Annotated in this window: 15 protein-coding genes and 2 tRNA genes; 3 read left to right on the top strand and 14 right to left on the bottom strand. The window is 62.1% G+C overall.

The genetic code is table 11. The features are described from left to right. The first annotated feature begins 70 nt into the window (after positions 1 to 70). The 3 genes from ACVRRC_RS20550 to ACVRRC_RS20540 are packed head-to-tail and all read left to right on the top strand — an operon-like array spanning position 71 to position 3,581. Positions 71 to 2,959: a DUF748 domain-containing protein gene (locus ACVRRC_RS20550; protein WP_472997443.1), complete on the top strand. Its 2,889-nt coding sequence runs from the start codon at positions 71 to 73 to the stop codon at positions 2,957 to 2,959. Beyond that, on the top strand, positions 2,959 to 3,255 hold the full coding sequence (locus tag ACVRRC_RS20545; protein WP_017245560.1) for a DUF2845 domain-containing protein: 297 nt from the start codon (positions 2,959 to 2,961) through the stop codon (positions 3,253 to 3,255). Before ACVRRC_RS20550 ends, ACVRRC_RS20545 begins: the two co-directional genes overlap by 1 nt. A 17-nt stretch (positions 3,256 to 3,272) precedes the next feature. Beyond that, positions 3,273 to 3,581: a DUF2845 domain-containing protein gene (locus tag ACVRRC_RS20540; protein ID WP_045159902.1), complete on the top strand. Its 309-nt coding sequence runs from the start codon at positions 3,273 to 3,275 to the stop codon at positions 3,579 to 3,581. 66 nt (positions 3,582 to 3,647) lie between these two features. Here the strand turns inward: ACVRRC_RS20540 and ACVRRC_RS20535 are convergent, their stop codons facing one another. From ACVRRC_RS20535 to folP, 14 genes are all read right to left on the bottom strand, one after another. After that, on the bottom strand, positions 3,648 to 4,013 hold the full coding sequence (locus tag ACVRRC_RS20535; RefSeq protein WP_011914367.1) for a BON domain-containing protein: 366 nt from the start codon (positions 4,011 to 4,013) through the stop codon (positions 3,648 to 3,650). A gap of 270 nt (positions 4,014 to 4,283) precedes the next feature. After that, positions 4,284 to 6,389 carry a polyribonucleotide nucleotidyltransferase gene (gene pnp / locus ACVRRC_RS20530; protein ID WP_437235728.1) on the bottom strand — a complete coding sequence of 702 codons (2,106 nt, stop codon included), beginning with the start codon at positions 6,387 to 6,389 and terminating at the stop codon, positions 4,284 to 4,286. A 167-nt stretch (positions 6,390 to 6,556) separates the two neighbouring features. After that, positions 6,557 to 6,826, bottom strand: a complete 270-nt coding sequence (gene rpsO / locus ACVRRC_RS20525) for a 30S ribosomal protein S15 (RefSeq protein ID WP_011914369.1) — start codon at positions 6,824 to 6,826, stop codon at positions 6,557 to 6,559. A 115-nt stretch (positions 6,827 to 6,941) separates the two neighbouring features. Further along, complete coding sequence (gene truB, locus ACVRRC_RS20520; RefSeq protein WP_011914370.1) at positions 6,942 to 7,859, bottom strand: tRNA pseudouridine(55) synthase TruB; 918 nt, start codon at positions 7,857 to 7,859, stop codon at positions 6,942 to 6,944. A 2-nt stretch (positions 7,860 to 7,861) separates the two neighbouring features. After that, entirely contained in the window at positions 7,862 to 8,251 is a 390-nt protein-coding gene (rbfA, locus tag ACVRRC_RS20515; protein WP_011914371.1) for a 30S ribosome-binding factor RbfA, read from the bottom strand. A 102-nt stretch (positions 8,252 to 8,353) separates the two neighbouring features. Further along, positions 8,354 to 10,867, bottom strand: coding sequence for a translation initiation factor IF-2 (infB, locus tag ACVRRC_RS20510; protein ID WP_011914372.1), 2,514 nt, complete (start codon positions 10,865 to 10,867; stop codon positions 8,354 to 8,356). A 28-nt stretch (positions 10,868 to 10,895) separates the two neighbouring features. After that, the gene (nusA, locus tag ACVRRC_RS20505) at positions 10,896 to 12,377 is read right to left on the bottom strand and encodes a transcription termination factor NusA (RefSeq protein ID WP_011914373.1); all 1,482 of its coding nucleotides are present in this window, start codon (positions 12,375 to 12,377) and stop codon (positions 10,896 to 10,898) included. Between the two features lie 47 nt (positions 12,378 to 12,424). After that, entirely contained in the window at positions 12,425 to 12,883 is a 459-nt protein-coding gene (rimP, locus tag ACVRRC_RS20500; protein ID WP_013983874.1) for a ribosome maturation factor RimP, read from the bottom strand. A 128-nt stretch (positions 12,884 to 13,011) separates the two neighbouring features. Beyond that, positions 13,012 to 13,088: transfer RNA gene (locus tag ACVRRC_RS20495), tRNA-Met, on the bottom strand. Positions 13,089 to 13,182: 94 nt separating this feature from the next. Then, positions 13,183 to 13,268, bottom strand: a tRNA-Leu gene (locus ACVRRC_RS20490). 7 nt (positions 13,269 to 13,275) lie between these two features. Beyond that, the gene (gene secG / locus ACVRRC_RS20485; RefSeq protein ID WP_013983875.1) at positions 13,276 to 13,659 is read right to left on the bottom strand and encodes a preprotein translocase subunit SecG; all 384 of its coding nucleotides are present in this window, start codon (positions 13,657 to 13,659) and stop codon (positions 13,276 to 13,278) included. A 4-nt stretch (positions 13,660 to 13,663) separates the two neighbouring features. Next, positions 13,664 to 14,419, bottom strand: coding sequence for a triose-phosphate isomerase (gene tpiA, locus ACVRRC_RS20480; RefSeq protein WP_061373063.1), 756 nt, complete (start codon positions 14,417 to 14,419; stop codon positions 13,664 to 13,666). Between the two features lie 65 nt (positions 14,420 to 14,484). Next, positions 14,485 to 15,822, bottom strand: coding sequence for a phosphoglucosamine mutase (gene glmM, locus ACVRRC_RS20475; protein WP_013983877.1), 1,338 nt, complete (start codon positions 15,820 to 15,822; stop codon positions 14,485 to 14,487). A 10-nt stretch (positions 15,823 to 15,832) separates the two neighbouring features. Then, on the bottom strand, positions 15,833 to 16,684 hold the full coding sequence (gene folP, locus ACVRRC_RS20470; RefSeq protein ID WP_472997440.1) for a dihydropteroate synthase: 852 nt from the start codon (positions 16,682 to 16,684) through the stop codon (positions 15,833 to 15,835). Positions 16,685 to 16,749: the final 65 nt, after the last annotated feature.

The raw sequence follows: 16,749 nt of genomic DNA, 5'->3' as shown, positions 1-16,749 counted from the left end.
CGCTCGATTCGGGGAACCGCCTGGCCATGCCATACTCCAAGGCATCCATCCGCCAGGAATACTTCCGGTCATGCCCAATGGAATGAAGCGAGCGTTCACCGGCGTGGCGCTCGTGCTGATCTGCTACAGCCTGCTTGGCTTCCTGATCCTGCCGGGTATCGCCCAGCGCATCGCCAATCAGCAATTGGCCAACTACGCCACCGTACCGGCCAGCCTGCAGCGCATCGAATTCAATCCCTTCAGCCTCGAACTCACCCTGTTCGACCTGCGCATCGGCGCGCAGGACGATCGCCAGCTGGCCTTCGAGCGACTCTACCTCGACCTGCAGTGGAACAGCCTCTGGCAACGCACGCTGCACCTGGCCGCCGTACAGCTGGTAGCGCCGCACGCCGAGGTGCGCTTCGCCGAGGACGGCACCCTGAACCTCGGCCAGCTGTTCGATGTCCCCGAAACGCCGCCATCTGCCGACGACGAGCGCGAACTCTTCCCGCTGCGTATCGACCAGTTGCAACTGGTGCGCGGACACCTCGCCTTCCGTGATCGGCGCCCAAGTGAGCCCATCGAGCTGGTCTACGACTCGCTGGATCTCGAGCTGCACAACCTTGCCACCCGCACGGACGGCAGCGCCGACGCCCGCCTCACCGCCACAGGTGCAAGCGGCGGACGCATCGACTGGCAAGGCGACCTCAACCTGCAACCGCTGGCCTCGCGCGGCCAACTGCAGGTCAGCAAACTGCCGCTAAAGGACTTCTGGCCGTATGTGCGCGACGCGGCGCCACTGGTTCTTCGAGAGGGCAGTATCGACCTGAGTACCCGCTACCACCTCGACCTCAGCGACGGCCTGGCCCTGACACTGGACAGCGCCCAGGCCGCCGTGGCCCCGCTGGCCCTCGACAGCCCGGACGGGCGCAAGCTGGTTCGCCTGGAGCGGCTCGAGCTGAGCGAAACCACGCTGGACCTGGCCAGGCGTCAGGTCAGTATCGGCAAACTGCGCAGCCGCCATCTGGAAACCTGGGCCGCCCGCGAGGCCGATGGCGAGCTGGACTGGCAGAAACTGTTCGCCGCGGGCCCGAGCCCGTCGAATGCTGACGAGCAGATCGCGGACAGCGAAACCCAGACAGCCGGCGAACCGTGGCAGGTCTTGCTGCAGGATGCCCAGCTGCGCGATTACCGCGTGCACCTGGCCGATCGCGTGCCGGACGACGAGGTCCAGCTCGAGCTCGGCCCGCTGAACCTGGACATCAGCGATTTCGACAGCCTCGCAACTCGCCCCTTTTCGCTGAAGCTGGACACCGGGGTCGGCAGGCAGGGAGCGCTCCAGGCCCAGGGGCAGCTACAACTCAACCCGATCAGCGGTCAGCTGGCGGTAACTACCCGCGATATCGACCTGCGCATCGCCCAGGCCTACCTGAGCCCGCTGGTGAGCCTGGAGCTGCGCAGCGGCATGCTCAGCAGCGAACTACAGGTCGACCTGCAGGGTACCGAGCCGTTGGCCTTCAGCGTACGCGGCAGCGTCGATGCGACCCAGCTGCATACGCTCGACACCATCAACAACCGCGACTTCGTGAAGTGGCAGCGATTGCAGCTCAGCGGCCTGGACTACCAGCATCCGCGCAGCCTGGACATCGAGCGGATCGATCTGCGCCAGCCGTACGCGCGCTTCGTCGTCAACCCGGATCTGAGTACCAACCTCAACGACCTGCTGGTCAAGCGTGACGAACCGGCTGCCCAGGACGCATCCAAGCAGCAGGCCGCGGAACCGCTGGCCATCCGCATCGGCGGGATCAACATCGCCGACGGTTCGGCCAACTTCGCCGACTTCAGCCTGCGCCCGCCGTTCGTTACCGCCATCCAGTCACTCAATGGTGACATCGGCGTCCTGAGCAATCGCGAGCAAAAAGCCGCCTCGGTGAACATCGCCGGCAAGGTGGACCAGTACGCGCCGGTGAGCATCAAGGGCAGTCTGACGCCATTCGATCCGCTGCAGAGCCTGGACATCGCCACCAGCTTCCGCCAGGTCGAGCTGACCACGCTCACGCCGTATTCCGGCAAGTTCGCCGGCTACCGCATCCGCAAGGGCCGCCTCAATCTGGATCTGCATTACCGGATCGAGCAGGGACGGCTGAACGCCGAGAACAAGGTGGTGCTGGAGCAGCTGCAGCTCGGCGAAAAGGTCGACAGTCCCGATGCCGTGGACCTGCCCGTTCGCCTGGCGGTGGCCTTGCTCAAGGACAGCAAGGGCACCATTTCCATCGAGCTGCCGGTTCAGGGCAACCTGAACGATCCCGAGTTCAGCGTCATGCCGATCGTCTGGCAGACGCTGCGCAACCTGGTGGTGCGGGCGGCCCAGGCGCCGTTCAAGTTCATCGCTGGCTTGGCCGGGGGTGGCGATGACGACCTCAGCCACGTCGCCTTTGCAGGCGCCAGCAGCGAGCTGGACGGCAACGCGCGCAAGACACTGGATACGCTGGCCGCGGCACTGGTGGAGCGCCCGGCCCTGCGGCTTGAGGTTGAAGGCATGGCTAACGCCGCCATCGATGGCCCGATGCTGGCCGAGCAGCGGTTGCAGCAGGAGTTTCGGGAAACCCAGTACCGCATCCTGCAGCGTCGTGGCGACAAGGTTCCGCCAGACCCGTCGGAGATTCGCATCGAAACGAGCGATGAAGCGCCGTTGCTGGAAGGCATCTATCGCAGCCGGCTCAATCAGCAGCCGCCAGCCGAGTGGAAGGAGTTGGACGATGAACAACGCGCCGAGCGGATGCGCCAGGCGGTGATCGACTCCTGGTCTGACAATGCCGCCCTGCTACGCCGTCTGAGCCGCGAGCGGGCCGCCGCGATCAAGGGCTACCTGGTCGACGCGGGCCTGGAGTCCGAGCGCGTGTACCTGCTGGACACCGGAACGACTGAAGAGGCGGATAATGGCCAGGTAGCGACCGTACTGCATCTGGGGAGCGACTGATGAACCTGTACTACCGCCTCGGTGCTGCTGTCCTGCTGATCGCTGCCGCCAATGCCCAGGCCGACACACTGCGCTGCGGCAGCCAGTTGGTCACCACCGGCGACCGCGCGTTCGAGGTCGAACGCAAGTGCGGCGTGCCGCAACACCGCGATCTGGTCGGCTACAGCCTCAGCCGGAACGACCGGCAGGAATTCAGATTGGAAGAATGGGTCTATGGACCACGCAACGGTATGCTCAGCATCCTGACATTCGAAGGGAACCGCCTGGTTCGCATCGAAACCCGCCGTGCCAATTGAAGCACCTGGAGGCACCGATGCATCGTCGCGCATTGCCCCTGCTGCTCTGCCTGTTGCTGGGCAGCCTGCATGCCCAGGCATCCTCTACCTATCGCTGCAACAGCCGCCTGGTGAGCCTCGAAGCGACCACGGCGGAAGTGCTCGCCAAATGCGGCGAGCCAGCCAGCAGCGCACAGCTGGGCTACAAGGAAGTGCTTGACGAATACGGCTATCGACAGGAGGTGGCCGTCGAGGAATGGGTCTACGGGCCGAACAATGGGATGCTGCATTTTCTGCGCTTCGAGGGTAACCGGCTGCGGCAGATCGGCAGCCGCCGCGGAGGCTAACGTAAAAAACCCCGCCAATGGCGGGGTTCTTCGATTCGCGGCGCCCGCCAGTGGCGGGCAGCGACGTCACTCGGCGGTCTTCAGACCGTCTGCAGCGACATCACGGACGCCTTTGATGCCCTTGGCTTTGGCAATGGCGGCTTCTTTTTCGGCTTCGGTGGCTACGGTCCCGGACAGCGAAACCACGCCATCCTTGGTCTCTACTTCGATATCCATGCCGGGGGTGGCGTCTTCAGCCAGCAGCGTGGACTTCACCTTGGTGGTGATCCAGGTATCGGAGGCAGCGTCCCCTGCGTCGTCCATGGTATTGGCAGCGAGCATGACGGTGTCGGTCTTGTCGATTGCAGGCGTGTCGGCCAGCGCAGCACCTGCGAAAGGCAGGCTAAGAGCGGCGGCAATGGCGGCGGCGGTAAGGGTCTGAGTAGTCTTCATAGATGTCACTCCTGTTCTCGTGATTTCTGGGGCATGACTCCGGCCTCAGATGCACAGATAACAGCGCAAGCGGTGTGCCAACTCTGTCACATATTTTTTTCCTTTAAAATCAATTGCTTATAGATAAGCGAAAAACCCGACGACTTGCACAATGCAAGCTTGCGCGTGGCGCTGCTTGCAACTTGCAATATTGGGCGGAGCTGCGGAGACGCGGCGAACAGGCAAACAAAAAGGGCCCAGAGGGCCCTTTCTGTTGACTGCTAGGTTGCCTCAGACGCCCGAGGCTTCCGCTGCAGCCACGTCCTTGATGGACAGTTTGATGCGGCCGCGGTTATCCACGTCCAGCACCAGCACCTTCACTTCCTGACCTTCTTTCAGCACATCGGTGACTTTCTCGATGCGCTGATCGCTAATCTGCGAGATGTGCACCAGGCCATCCTTGCCCGGCAGGATGTTGACGAAGGCACCGAAGTCGACGATGCGCTCAACCTTGCCGACGTAGATCTTGCCGATCTCGGCTTCGGCCGTGATGCTCAGCACGCGCTGCTTGGCCGCCTCGGCCGCTTCCTTGGTTTCCCCGAAGATCTTGATCGAGCCGTCGTCTTCGATATCGATCGATGCCTTGGTCTCGTCACAGATCGCACGAATGGTGGCGCCACCCTTGCCGATCACGTCGCGGATCTTGTCCTGATCGATCTTCATCGCCAGCATGGTCGGTGCGTTGGCCGACAGCTCGCTGCGCGACTGGGCAATGACCTGGTTCATCTGGCCAAGGATGTTCAGACGCGCTTCCAGGGCCTGGCCCAGGGCGATCTCCATGATCTCTTCGGTGATGCCCTGGATCTTGATGTCCATCTGCAGAGCGGTCACGCCCTTGGCAGTACCGGCCACCTTGAAGTCCATGTCGCCCAGGTGATCTTCGTCACCCAGGATGTCGGTCAGGACTGCGAACTTCTCACCTTCCTTGACTAGACCCATGGCGATACCGGCAACCGGCGCCTTCATCGGTACACCGGCATCCATCAGCGCCAGCGAGGCACCGCAGACCGACGCCATGGAGCTGGAGCCGTTGGATTCGGTGATCTCCGACACCACGCGAATGGTGTACGGGAACTCGTCGGCACTCGGCAGCATGGCGGCGACGCCACGACGGGCCAGACGGCCATGGCCGATCTCGCGGCGTCCGGTAGCGCCCATGCGACCGCACTCGCCGACCGAATAGGGCGGGAAGTTGTAGTGCAGCATGAAGGCGTCTTTCTTCTCGCCTTCCAGGGTATCCAGCAGCTGAGCGTCGCGTGCGGTACCGAGGGTGGCGACGACCAGCGCCTGGGTTTCGCCACGGGTGAACAGTGCCGAGCCGTGGGTCTTGTCCAGCACGCCGACTTCTATGGCCAGCGGACGCACGGTACGGGTGTCGCGACCGTCGATACGCGGTTTGCCGTTGACGATGTTCTCGCGCACGGTGCGGTATTCGATCTCGCCGAAGGCATCCTTCACTTCGCCGGCGGAAGGCTGACCTTCCTCACCGGAGAACTTGGCCACGACCTGCTCGCGCAGCTCGTCCAGACGGGCATAGCGCTGCTGCTTGATGGTGATGGTATAGGCTTCGGAGATGGCGGCACCGAACTCGCTGCGGATGGCATCCAGCAGCGCGGTGTTGGCCTGCGGAGCGGTCCAGTCCCAGCGCGGCTTGCCGGCTTCGGCGGCGAGTTCTTCCACGGCCTTGATCACGGCCTGGAACTCGTCATGGGCGAACAGCACAGCGCCCAGCATCTGGTCTTCGGTCAGCTCCTTAGCTTCCGACTCGACCATCAGCACGGCGTCCTTGGTGCCGGCCACGACCATGTCCAGGCTGGAGGCCTTGAGCTGCTCGTAGTTCGGGTTCAGCAGGTAGCCGGTTTCCGGATGGAAGGCCACGCGCGCGGCGCCGATGGGGCCGTCGAACGGAATACCGGAAACGGCCAGAGCGGCCGAAGTACCGATCATCGCGGCGATGTCCGGGTCAGTCTTCTTGCTGGTGGAGACGACGGTGCAGATGACCTGCACTTCGTTCTGGAAGCCTTCCGGGAACAGCGGACGGATCGGACGATCGATCAGACGCGAGGTCAGGGTTTCCTTCTCGGAAGGACGTGCCTCACGCTTGAAGAAGCCGCCGGGGATCTTGCCGGCTGCGTAGGTCTTCTCCTGGTAATGCACGGAGAGCGGGAAGAACCCCTTGCTCGGATCGGCGGTCTTGGCACCGACCACGGTGACCAGCACGCTGACGTCGTCATCGACGGTGACCAGCACGGCGCCAGAGGCCTGGCGGGCGATGCGACCCGTCTCGAGGGTTACGGTCGACTGACCGAACTGAAACTTCTTGATTACCGGATTCACGGTTTTTCCTTCTCTTTGTTGCCTTGGGGAAATCGGCAGAACGCACGGGAGTCGGCCCGAAGCGACCTGCAAGAAAGCCGAAAGCTGGAAGACCGAAGCTGATTGCGCGGGTTGTCCCGGCTTTCAACTTCAGGCTTCCAGCTTCCGGCTTCCAGCTCGGGTGCGTCTTAGCGACGCAGACCCAGACGACCGATCAGGGCGCTGTAACGAGTGGTGTCCTTACCCTTCAGGTAATCCAGCAGCTTGCGACGCTGGTTGACCATGCGGATCAGACCACGACGGGAGTGGTGATCTTTGCCGTTGGCCTTGAAGTGGTCCTGCAGCTTGTTGATGTTGGCGGTCAGCAGGGCTACCTGCACTTCCGGAGAACCGGTATCGCCTTCAGCTTGCTTGTACTCGTTAACGATCTGGGCTTTTTCTTCAACGCTCAGTGCCATGGTAGGGCTCCTTGAGTGAACAGGCCGGGGATTGACCCCGTGTTTAATAAAGAGGCATGACCGTGCCTGCTGACAGCCACCCTCTGACGCAACGCGCGAACGCGCTGCGTACCGGTCATTCCGACCGAATCAGTCGACGCGGCGCAATACGCCCGTCTTCGCTCACCTCACCGATACCGATGAAGCGGCCATTGTTGTCCTGCACGCGCACCATGCCATACTTCGGTGCCTCCGGTGCCCGCACCGGTTGCCCGTGCAGCCAGTAGTAGGCGCTGTGCTCGGAAAGCTGCAGCAGCGGCCAATGCTCCAATCCGCTGTCCACCGGTTGCAGAAGGGCATCCAGCGCCTCGGCACCACCTTCGCCATGCAAACGCTCAAGCGTTTCGAGCGTCACCGTCTGCGACAGGTCGAACGGACCGGCCTGGGTGCGCCGCAGTTCAGCGACATGCGCGCCGCAGCCAAGCTGCTGGCCTAGATCCTCGACCAGCGTGCGGATATAGGTGCCCTTGCTACAGGCGACGGCCAGGCGAGCCTTGTCGCCTTCAAGCGCGAGCAACTCCAAGCGCGCAATATTAACAGAACGCGGCTCGCGCTCCACCACCTCTCCGGCACGCGCCAGTTTGTACAGCGGCTGGCCGTCGCGCTTGAGCGCCGAATACATCGGCGGCACCTGCAGGATGTCGCCACGGAACTGCGGCAACAGCGCCTCCAGCTGCTCGCGCGTCACCGCGACCGGCTTGCGTTCCAGCACCTCGCCTTCGGCATCGGCGGTGGTAGTGGTCACGCCGAGCTGCATGACCGTTTCGTAGGCCTTGTCCGCATCCAGGAGGTACTGCGAGAACTTGGTAGCCTCGCCGAAACACAGCGGCAACACCCCCGTCGCCAATGGATCGAGGCTGCCGGTATGGCCGGCCTTTTCAGCATTGAGCAGCCAGCGAACCTTCTGCAGCGCAGCGTTGGAAGTGAACCCGCGCGGCTTGTCGAGCAGGATGATGCCGCTGACGTCGCGACGTACACGCTTGACCTGGGCCACGCTTATTCTCCGCGCTCGTCGCTGTGCTTGCGATCTTCGGCAACCGCCCGTTCGATCAGCGAGCTCAGCTCGACACCGCGACGGATGCTGGCGTCGTAGTTGAAGTGCAGCTGCGGAACAGTGCGCAACTTCATGCTCTTGCCCAGCTGCATGCGCAGGAATCCGGCAGCATCGTTGAGGATGCGCAGGTTGCCCTTGATTGCTTCCTGATCGTCGTCTTGCCCCATGATGGTGATGAAGATCTTTGCATGGGACAGATCGCGACTGACGTCGACCGCGGTGATGGTAATCAGGCCCAGACGCGGATCCTTGATCTCACGCTGGATAAGCAGCGCCAATTCGCGCTGCATCTGATCGCCGATACGCTGGGTACGACTGAACTCTTTGGCCATAAATTTCTACCCGATTAAAAGCCGAAAGCTGGAAGCTCGAAGCAGTAACCGCACCCAGGCGACCACCGACTCCTTGCTCCCAGCTTTCAGATTGACGCTTGCTTACAGCGAACGCGCCACTTCGACCTTCTCGAACACTTCGATCTTGTCGCCGACCTTGACGTCGTTGTAGCTCTTCACGCCGATACCGCATTCCATGCCGGCGCGGACTTCCGCGACGTCATCCTTGAAGCGGCGCAGCGATTCCAGTTCGCCTTCGAAGATCACGACGTCGTCGCGCAGCACGCGGATCGGACGATTGCGGTGCACCATGCCCTCGGTGACCATGCAACCGGCGATTGCGCCGAACTTCGGCGAACGGAACACGTCACGCACTTCGGCGATGCCGAGGATGTTCTCGCGAACGTCGCTGCCGAGCATACCGGTGAGCGCCTTCTTGACGTCCTCGATGATGTCGTAGATGACGTTGTAGTAGCGCATGTCCAGGCCTTCGGCCTCGACGATCTTGCGCGCACCGGCGTCGGCACGGACGTTGAAGCCGAACAGCACCGCGTTGGACGCCAGCGCCAGGTTGGCATCGGACTCGGTGATACCACCGACACCGCCGCCGACCACGCGCACCTGCACTTCGTCGTTGCCCAGGCCGTTGAGCGAGCCCTGCAGCGCCTCGAGCGAGCCGCGTACGTCCGCCTTGAGCACGATGTTGAGCGTCTTCTTCTCGTCCTGACCCATGGTCTCGAAGATGTTCTCGAGCTTGCCGGCGTGAGCACGGGCCAGCTTCACTTCGCGGAACTTGCCCTGACGGAACAAGGCGACTTCGCGGGCCTTCTTCTCGTCGGCGACCACGGTGAGGTCGTCACCGGCTTCCGGCGTACCGTCCAGACCAAGGATCTCCACCGGAATGGCCGGACCGGCTTCCTTCACCGGCTTGCCATTCTCGTCGAGCATGGCCCGCACGCGGCCGAAGTTCACACCACACAGGACCATATCACCCTGGCGCAGCGTACCGTCCTGAACCAGGACGGTGGCAACCGGGCCACGCCCCTTGTCCAGGCGCGATTCGACCACCACACCGCGACCCGGAGCCGAAGGCGTCGCCTTCAGTTCAAGAATCTCGGCCTGCAGCAGCACCGCTTCGAGCAGCTCGTCGACACCGGTACCGACCTTGGCGGAAACCGGGATGAACGGTGTATCGCCGCCCCACTCTTCCGGAATCACATCCAGCGCGGCCAGGCCGTTCTTGATGTTGTCCGGGTTGGCTTCCGGCTTGTCGATCTTGTTCACCGCGACCACGATCGGAACACCCGCCGCCTTGGCGTGCTGCACCGCTTCCTGGGTCTGCGGCATGACGCCGTCGTCGGCGGCCACGACCAGAATCACGATATCGGTGGCCTTGGCGCCGCGTGCACGCATGGCGGTAAACGCCGCGTGGCCCGGGGTATCAAGGAAAGTGACCATGCCACGCTCGGTCTCGACGTGATAGGCACCGATGTGCTGGGTGATACCGCCGGCTTCGCCGACCGCCACCTTGGCACGACGAATGTAGTCGAGCAGCGAGGTCTTGCCATGGTCGACGTGACCCATGACGGTCACGACCGGCGCACGGGCGACCGACTCGCCTTCGAACTTCAGCAGCTCGGCCAGCTGTTCTTCCAGCGCGTTGTCGCTGACCAGCTTGACCTTGTGGCCCAGTTCTTCGGCGACCAGTTGAGCGGTCTCCTGATCCAGCACTTGGTTGATGGTGACCGGCGAACCCATCTTGAACATGAACTTGATGACTTCGGCCGCTTTCACCGACATCTGCTGGGCCAGTTCGGCCACAGTGATGGTCTCGCCGATCGACACTTCACGCACGACTGGTCCTGTTGGGCTCTGGAACCCATGCTGGTTACGCTTCTTGAGCTTGCTCTTGCCACCACGGCCCCCGCGACGGAAGCCATCGGCTTCGTCTTCACCGCTACGTACGGTACGCGCCAACGGCGCCTTGGTCTTGAGCGAGGGACGATGCTGCGCATGCTTGCGATCACGACGCTCGTCGTCATCGCTGCGAGGTTTCTCGACGCGCCGCGGCTCTTCCTTCTTGCGCTCCGGGGCAGGTGCAGCAGCTTCTACCGCCGCCACTACCTGCGCCGGCTCGGCGCTCGACGCCGACTCGGCAGCGGCCGGAGCAGCCGTTTCGGCAGTCTGGGCCTTGGCCGCTTCGGCCTGGCGACGCGCCTCTTCTTCGGCACGCTCGCGAGCCTCTTGCTCGGCCTTCAGACGGGCAGCCTCTTCGGCAGCACGCTGCTCCTCGAGTTCGCGGCGCTGTTCGGCCTCGATCTCCTCGGCGCTACGCTTGACGAACGTCTTCTTCTTGCGAACTTCGACGCTGATGGTCTTGCTGCCGCCCACTTTCAACTTGGTGGTGGTCTTGCGCTGCAATGTGATCTTGCGCGGCTCGTCCACCTTTGCCCCATGGCTGCTTTTCAGATGCGCCAACAGGGCCTGCTTCTCGTTATCGGTCACTACTTGCTCGGCGCTGGTGTGCGACAGTCCTGCCTCACGCATCTGCTGAAGCAGTCGCTCGACCGGTGTGTCGACCACCTGGGCCAGTTCTTTCACCGTGACTTGCGTCATGCATTTCTCTCCTCAGGCCGCTAAATACTTACTCGAACCAATGGGCTCGGGCGGCCATGATCAGCTTGCCGGCACGTTCTTCATCGATGCCGTCTATGTCGAGCAGGTCGTCGATCGACTGCTCGGCCAGGTCTTCGCGGGTGATGACGCCCCGCACGGCCAACTCGACCGCCAGTTCTTTATCCATGCCATCGAGTGCCAGCAGATCTTCAGCCGGCTGAGCATCCGCCAGCTTCTCTTCGTTGGCGATGGCCTTGGTCAGCAGGCGATCTTTGGCCCGCGTACGCAGCTCATTGACGATGTCCTCGTCGAAGCCTTCGATGCCAAGCATTTCCTCCATGGGGACGTAGGCAATCTCTTCGAGGGAGGTGAAGCCCTCTTCCACCAGGACCTGCGCCAGCTCTTCATCCACGTCCAGCTCTTCGATGAAGTTGCGCAGAATGTCGCCGGTCTCTTCCTGCTGCTTGGCCTGGATATCCGCTTCGGTCATGACATTGAGTGTCCAGCCGGTCAGCTGACTGGCCAGGCGCACGTTCTGACCGCCGCGTCCGATGGCTTGGGCCAGGTTGTCCTCAGCGACTGCGATATCCATGGCATGCGCGTCTTCGTCGACGATGATCGCCGCGACTTCCGCCGGCGCCATGGCATTGATGACGAACTGTGCCGGGTTCTCATCCCACAGCACGATATCGACGCGCTCGCCACCGATCTCTCCCGATACCGCCTGCACACGCGAACCACGCATGCCGATGCAAGCGCCCTGTGGATCGATTCGCTTGTCCTTGGAGCGCACGGCAATCTTGGCGCGCGAGCCCGGATCCCGCGAGGCGCCCATCACTTCGATCAGGCCTTCGGCGATCTCCGGCACCTCGATGCGGAACAGCTCGATCAGCATCTGCGGCGCAGTACGCGACAGGATCAGCTGCGGGCCGCGGTTCTCGGTGCGGATTTCCTTGAGCAGCGCACGAACGCGGGCGCCAACCCGGAAAGTCTCGCGGGCAATGATGTCTTCACGGGCCAGCAGGGCCTCGGCGTTGTTACCGAGGTCGACGATGACGCTGTCACGAGTGACCTTCTTCACCGTACCGGAAATGATCTCGCCGACGCGGTCGCGATAGGCCTCAACGACCTGAGCGCGCTCGGCCTCGCGCACCTTCTGCACGATGACCTGCTTGGCGGTCTGCGCCGCGATCCGGCCGAACTCGATGGACTCGATCTTTTCTTCGAACACGTCACCGAGCTTGGCGTCCGGATTGCGTTCCTGAGCCTGATCGAGCGCCAGCTGGTGAGCCGGGTCCTCGAAGTGCTCATCGTCGACGACCGTCCAACGACGGAAGGTTTCGTAGCTGCCGTTGTGGCGATTGATTTCCACACGCAGATCAACATCGTCCTCGTAGCGCTTCTTGGTAGCCGTGGCCAACGCCAGCTCCAGCGCCTCGAAAATCACACTTGCCGGTACGCCCTTTTCATTGGACACCGACTCCACAACCAGCAGTACTTCTTTGCTCATCGTACGCCTCGCCTTTCGCAATCCATTGGGGTCCGCGGGATCCGCTCTCAGTCAAAACGGGGAATTATGTTGGCCTTATCGATCATGTCGATCGGCAGCAGGTATTCATGGTCATCCACCAGCACCACGACATCCTGCTCTTCCACCCCACGGAGAAGACCCTGGAAATTGCGCCTGCCCTCGAAGGGCGAGCGCAGCTTAATTTTTACCTGATCACCGACATGGGCCACGTACTGTTCAATGGTGAACAGGGGCCTATCCATACCGGGAGAAGAAACCTCAAGGGTGTAGTCCACGCTGATCGGATCTTCCACATCGAGCACGCCACTCAGCTGACGACTCACCTTTTCGCAATCGTCGATGAGAATGCCGTTGGCATGATCGATATAGACTCGCAGCAGTGAATGCCGCCCCTGGGAAATGAACTCAATGCCCCAGCACTGATAGCCAAGCGCCTCAACCACCGGGGCCAACAAGGCCTGCAACTGTTCTAGCTTGCTCGACATCGAAGTCCCTCGCGCATGCTGTACAAATGAAAAATGGGCGAAACGCCCATCCCTTTTGACCGCCTGTAAATGCCGGCGACCTGGCCTCAAGCTAATAAAAAGCCCCTGTACAGGGGCTCTTTATCGACTGGTTGCGGGGGCTGGATTTGAACCAACGACCTTCGGGTTATGAGCCCGACGAGCTACCAGACTGCTCCACCCCGCGTCAAACTGGGCACGAATTATACGACCCGCGACCAACACCGGTCAACCGAAACCCTTAAACACAAGAAAGCCCGCACTAGGCGGGCCTGCTTGTTTGGTACCGAGGAGGGGACTCGAACCCCTACAGCCTATGGCCACTACCACCTCAAGGTAGCGTGTCTACCAATTCCACCACCTCGGCAAAAACCTTATTGCCCTTCTTCCACTTCAGGCAGATCACCTGCAGTATCCGCCGGCTTGCGCTGCTCGAGCACAGGCACATCTTCAACCGCTGGCTTGCTGGCCGGCACTTCCAGCACAGCCGGATCCGGCAGCCCCGCCTGGGACAACTGATCAGCTTGCTGCTTGGCGAAAAACGCCAGACCCAGGCTGGTCAGAAAAAAAACGCCGGCAAGTATAGCAGTAAACCGACTCAGAAAGGTAGCAGAACCTTGGCTTCCGAAAACAGTTGCCGAAGCACCCGAACCGAAAGACGCACCAGCGTCCGCACCCTTGCCCTGCTGCAGCAGCACCAGCGCAACCACACCAAGAGCAACCAGCAGATGCACCACAATCACAACAGTCTGCAACATCTGTTCAGTTCCCCGCGGCGCGACAGATCGCACCGAATTCATCCGCTTTCAGAGAGGCTCCACCAACCAGCCCCCCATCAATATCCGCCATGGCGAACAGCTCAGCGGCATTGTCCGCCTTCACGCTGCCACCATACAGCAGCCTTACACCTTCGGCGATGCGACGATCGCTGCGCGCCAGTTGATCGCGAATGGCGGCGTGCACCTCTTGCGCCTGCTCAGGCGTAGCCGTCAAGCCAGACCCGATGGCCCAGACGGGCTCATACGCAATCACTGCAGACTGGAACGCCTCGACACCTTGATCATCGAGAACCCGTCCCAACTGCCGCGCCACCACTTCCAGCGTTCTTCCAGCCTCGCGCTCCTCGAGCGTCTCACCGAGGCACAGCACAGGCTTCAAACCGCCTGCCTGAGCTGCCGCAAATTTCTGGCTGACCACCTCGTCCGTCTCACCCAATACCAGGCGGCGCTCGGAGTGCCCAACCAATACCCACTCACAACCGAGATCAACCAACTGGTCGGCGGAAACCTCGCCAGTCAGCGCCCCGAAACCCGACTGCAAGGCACAATCCTGAGCACCGACGGAAACTTGCGCCCCATCGACAACATCCAGGACCTGACTGACATGCACAAAGGAGGGAAACACCGCAATCTCAACCGCTGCAGGCAGTGCCTGACGCTGAAAAGACTCGATCAGCTCTGCGACGCTAGCGCGGGTACCGTTCATTTTCCAGTTACCAGCTACCATGGGGCGACGCATGCTTTACCTCATCGGTCAAAGTGGGCGCAGATGTTACTCAACGACTGCGCCCCTGGCAAGCGCGTTCACGCACAAACTTCGGTAACGACCTTGGCCAGCTCTTCCGCCATGCCGCGCACCTGTATTTCGTCGTCACCCTCAACCATTACCCGCACCAGCGGCTCGGTGCCGGACTTGCGCAGCAACACGCGCCCGCGCCCACCCATGCGCTCTGTAACGCTGTCGCAGGCAGCCTTGACGCTGGGATGCGCGATCGGATCTCTATCGCCGGAGAAGCGCACATTGATCAGCACCTGCGGACACTTGTGCCACGCCAGACGCTCCTGAGCGAGGGTCTGGCCACGCCGGCGCAGCGCCAGGACTACTTGCAAGGCCGCGATGATCGCGTCGCCAGTAGTGGTGTGCTGGGCGCAGACGATGTGTCCCGAATTCTCGCCACCGAGAACCCACCCCTTATCCAGCATCTCGGCAATCACGTAACGATCACCCACCTTGGCCCGGCAGAACGGAATCTCGCGCGCCTTAAGGGCGAGCTCGAGCCCGAGGTTGCTCATCAGGGTACCGACGACTCCGCCGGTCAAGCGTTCGCGTTCCTGCAGATCGGTCGCGATGATGTAGAGCAACTCGTCACCATCAACGACCGCACCGGTATGGTCGACCATCATCACCCGATCGCCATCTCCGTCAAAGGCGATCCCGAGATCAGCCCCATGCTCCACCACCGCCTTTTGCAACTGGCCAACATGGGTGGAGCCGACATCGGCATTGATGTTCAGCCCGTCCGGCTGCGCGCCGATCACTACAACCTCGGCTCCCAGCTCGCGAAATACGCTGGGCGCTACCTTATATGTAGCACCATGGGCGCAATCGATGACCAGCTTGAGCCCGGAGAAGTCGGTACTGGTCGGCACGCTGCTCTTGCAGAACTCGATGTAGCGACCGGCCGCATCGTTGATCCGCGATGCCTTGCCCAGCTGTGCCGACTCGACCACAGTCATCGGCGTATCGATCAGCTCCTCGATCATCAGCTCGACCTCGTCGGGAAGCTTGGTTCCGCGACCGGAAAAGAACTTGATGCCGTTGTCGTGATGGGGATTATGCGAGGCGCTGATGACGATGCCGGCCTCGGCATGGAAGGTACGCGTCAGGTAAGCAACCGCTGGCGTCGGCATCGGCCCCAGCAGCAACACATCGGCGCCCGCAGCCGACAGCCCCGCCTGCAGCGCCGACTCGAACATGTAGCCCGAAATACGAGTATCCTTGCCGATCAGGATGCGGCACTTGCCTTGCTTGCGGAAGGCCATGCCTGCCGCCCAGCCCAGCTTGAGCATGAAATCCGGGGTAATAGGCGCTTGCCCAACATGTCCGCGAATGCCGTCGGTGCCGAAATACTTTCTAGTCATGATGTCTTCCCTACTCTGCCGCCTGCACTGCAGCGATCATTCGAATTACGTCAACCGTCTCGGCCACATCGTGCACCCGCACGATCTGCGCCCCCTTGCTGACGGCCAGGGCCGCCAGCGCAAGGCTGCCATACAGCCGCTCACCCACCGGACGCCCCAGCACGCCACCGATCATGCTCTTGCGCGACACGCCCACCAGCAGCGGACGCCCCAGTCGGTGAAGCTTTTCCATATGCTTGAACAGCACGAGGTTGTGATTCAGCGTCTTGGCAAAGCCGAACCCCGGGTCGAGCACGATGCGCTCTGCCAGAATGCCTGCCGCTGCGCACGCTGCCATTCGCTCACCTAGGAACGACGCAACTTCCGCAGTGATATCGTCATAGCGCGGATCGTCCTGCATATCCCCAGGCTCGCCGCGCATGTGCATGAGACAGACCGGCAAACCGGTGTCGGCCGCTGCGTCCAGCGCACCATCGCGTCGTAGCGAGCGCACGTCGTTGATCAGACCGGCACCCAGCCGCGCGCACTCGCGGATCACCGCAGGCGTCGAGGTGTCGACCGAGATCACGACATCCAGCTCGCCGGCAATGGCCTCGACAATGGGGGCAACCCGCTCCAGCTCCTCGGTCGGCGAAACCGAACGCGCGCCCGGACGGGTCGACTCCCCCCCCACATCGATCAGCGTAGCCCCTGCTGCAACCATCGCCCGGGCGTGCCGCAATGCGGCATCGCGCTCAGCGAAGCGACCACCATCGGAAAAGGAATCAGGGGTGACATTGAGAATCCCCATGACATGGGGACGGGAAAGATCGAGGGCTCGACTGCCGCAGACCAGTCGAGCAGGTGAAGACGAGTTGTTCATTCACAAGCCTTGTACGTTCAGGCCGGACGCCCTGGGCAGGCGATCCACGCCAGCTGCACCACCAT

The sequence above is a fragment of the Stutzerimonas sp. LR2 genome, from assembly GCF_055755175.1.
Note: the sequence above shows the minus strand (reverse complement) of the source record. Positions and strands in the feature narration are given on the sequence as shown.

Bases quoted from the DNA above. Each gene is read 5' to 3' on its own strand.
- ACVRRC_RS20550 (WP_472997443.1), top strand. From the start codon at position 71: ATGCCCAATGGAATGAAGCGAGCGTTCACCGGCGTGGCGCTCGTGCTG.
- ACVRRC_RS20545 (WP_017245560.1), top strand. From the start codon at position 2,959: ATGAACCTGTACTACCGCCTCGGTGCTGCTGTCCTGCTGATCGCTGCC.
- ACVRRC_RS20540 (WP_045159902.1), top strand. From the start codon at position 3,273: ATGCATCGTCGCGCATTGCCCCTGCTGCTCTGCCTGTTGCTGGGCAGC.
- ACVRRC_RS20535 (WP_011914367.1), bottom strand. From the start codon at position 4,013: ATGAAGACTACTCAGACCCTTACCGCCGCCGCCATTGCCGCCGCTCTT.
- rpsO (WP_011914369.1), bottom strand. From the start codon at position 6,826: ATGGCACTGAGCGTTGAAGAAAAAGCCCAGATCGTTAACGAGTACAAG.
- rbfA (WP_011914371.1), bottom strand. From the start codon at position 8,251: ATGGCCAAAGAGTTCAGTCGTACCCAGCGTATCGGCGATCAGATGCAG.
- infB (WP_011914372.1), bottom strand. From the start codon at position 10,867: ATGACGCAAGTCACGGTGAAAGAACTGGCCCAGGTGGTCGACACACCG.
- nusA (WP_011914373.1), bottom strand. From the start codon at position 12,377: ATGAGCAAAGAAGTACTGCTGGTTGTGGAGTCGGTGTCCAATGAAAAG.
- rimP (WP_013983874.1), bottom strand. From the start codon at position 12,883: ATGTCGAGCAAGCTAGAACAGTTGCAGGCCTTGTTGGCCCCGGTGGTT.
- secG (WP_013983875.1), bottom strand. From the start codon at position 13,659: ATGTTGCAGACTGTTGTGATTGTGGTGCATCTGCTGGTTGCTCTTGGT.
- tpiA (WP_061373063.1), bottom strand. From the start codon at position 14,419: ATGCGTCGCCCCATGGTAGCTGGTAACTGGAAAATGAACGGTACCCGC.
- glmM (WP_013983877.1), bottom strand. From the start codon at position 15,822: ATGACTAGAAAGTATTTCGGCACCGACGGCATTCGCGGACATGTTGGG.
- folP (WP_472997440.1), bottom strand. From the start codon at position 16,684: ATGAACAACTCGTCTTCACCTGCTCGACTGGTCTGCGGCAGTCGAGCC.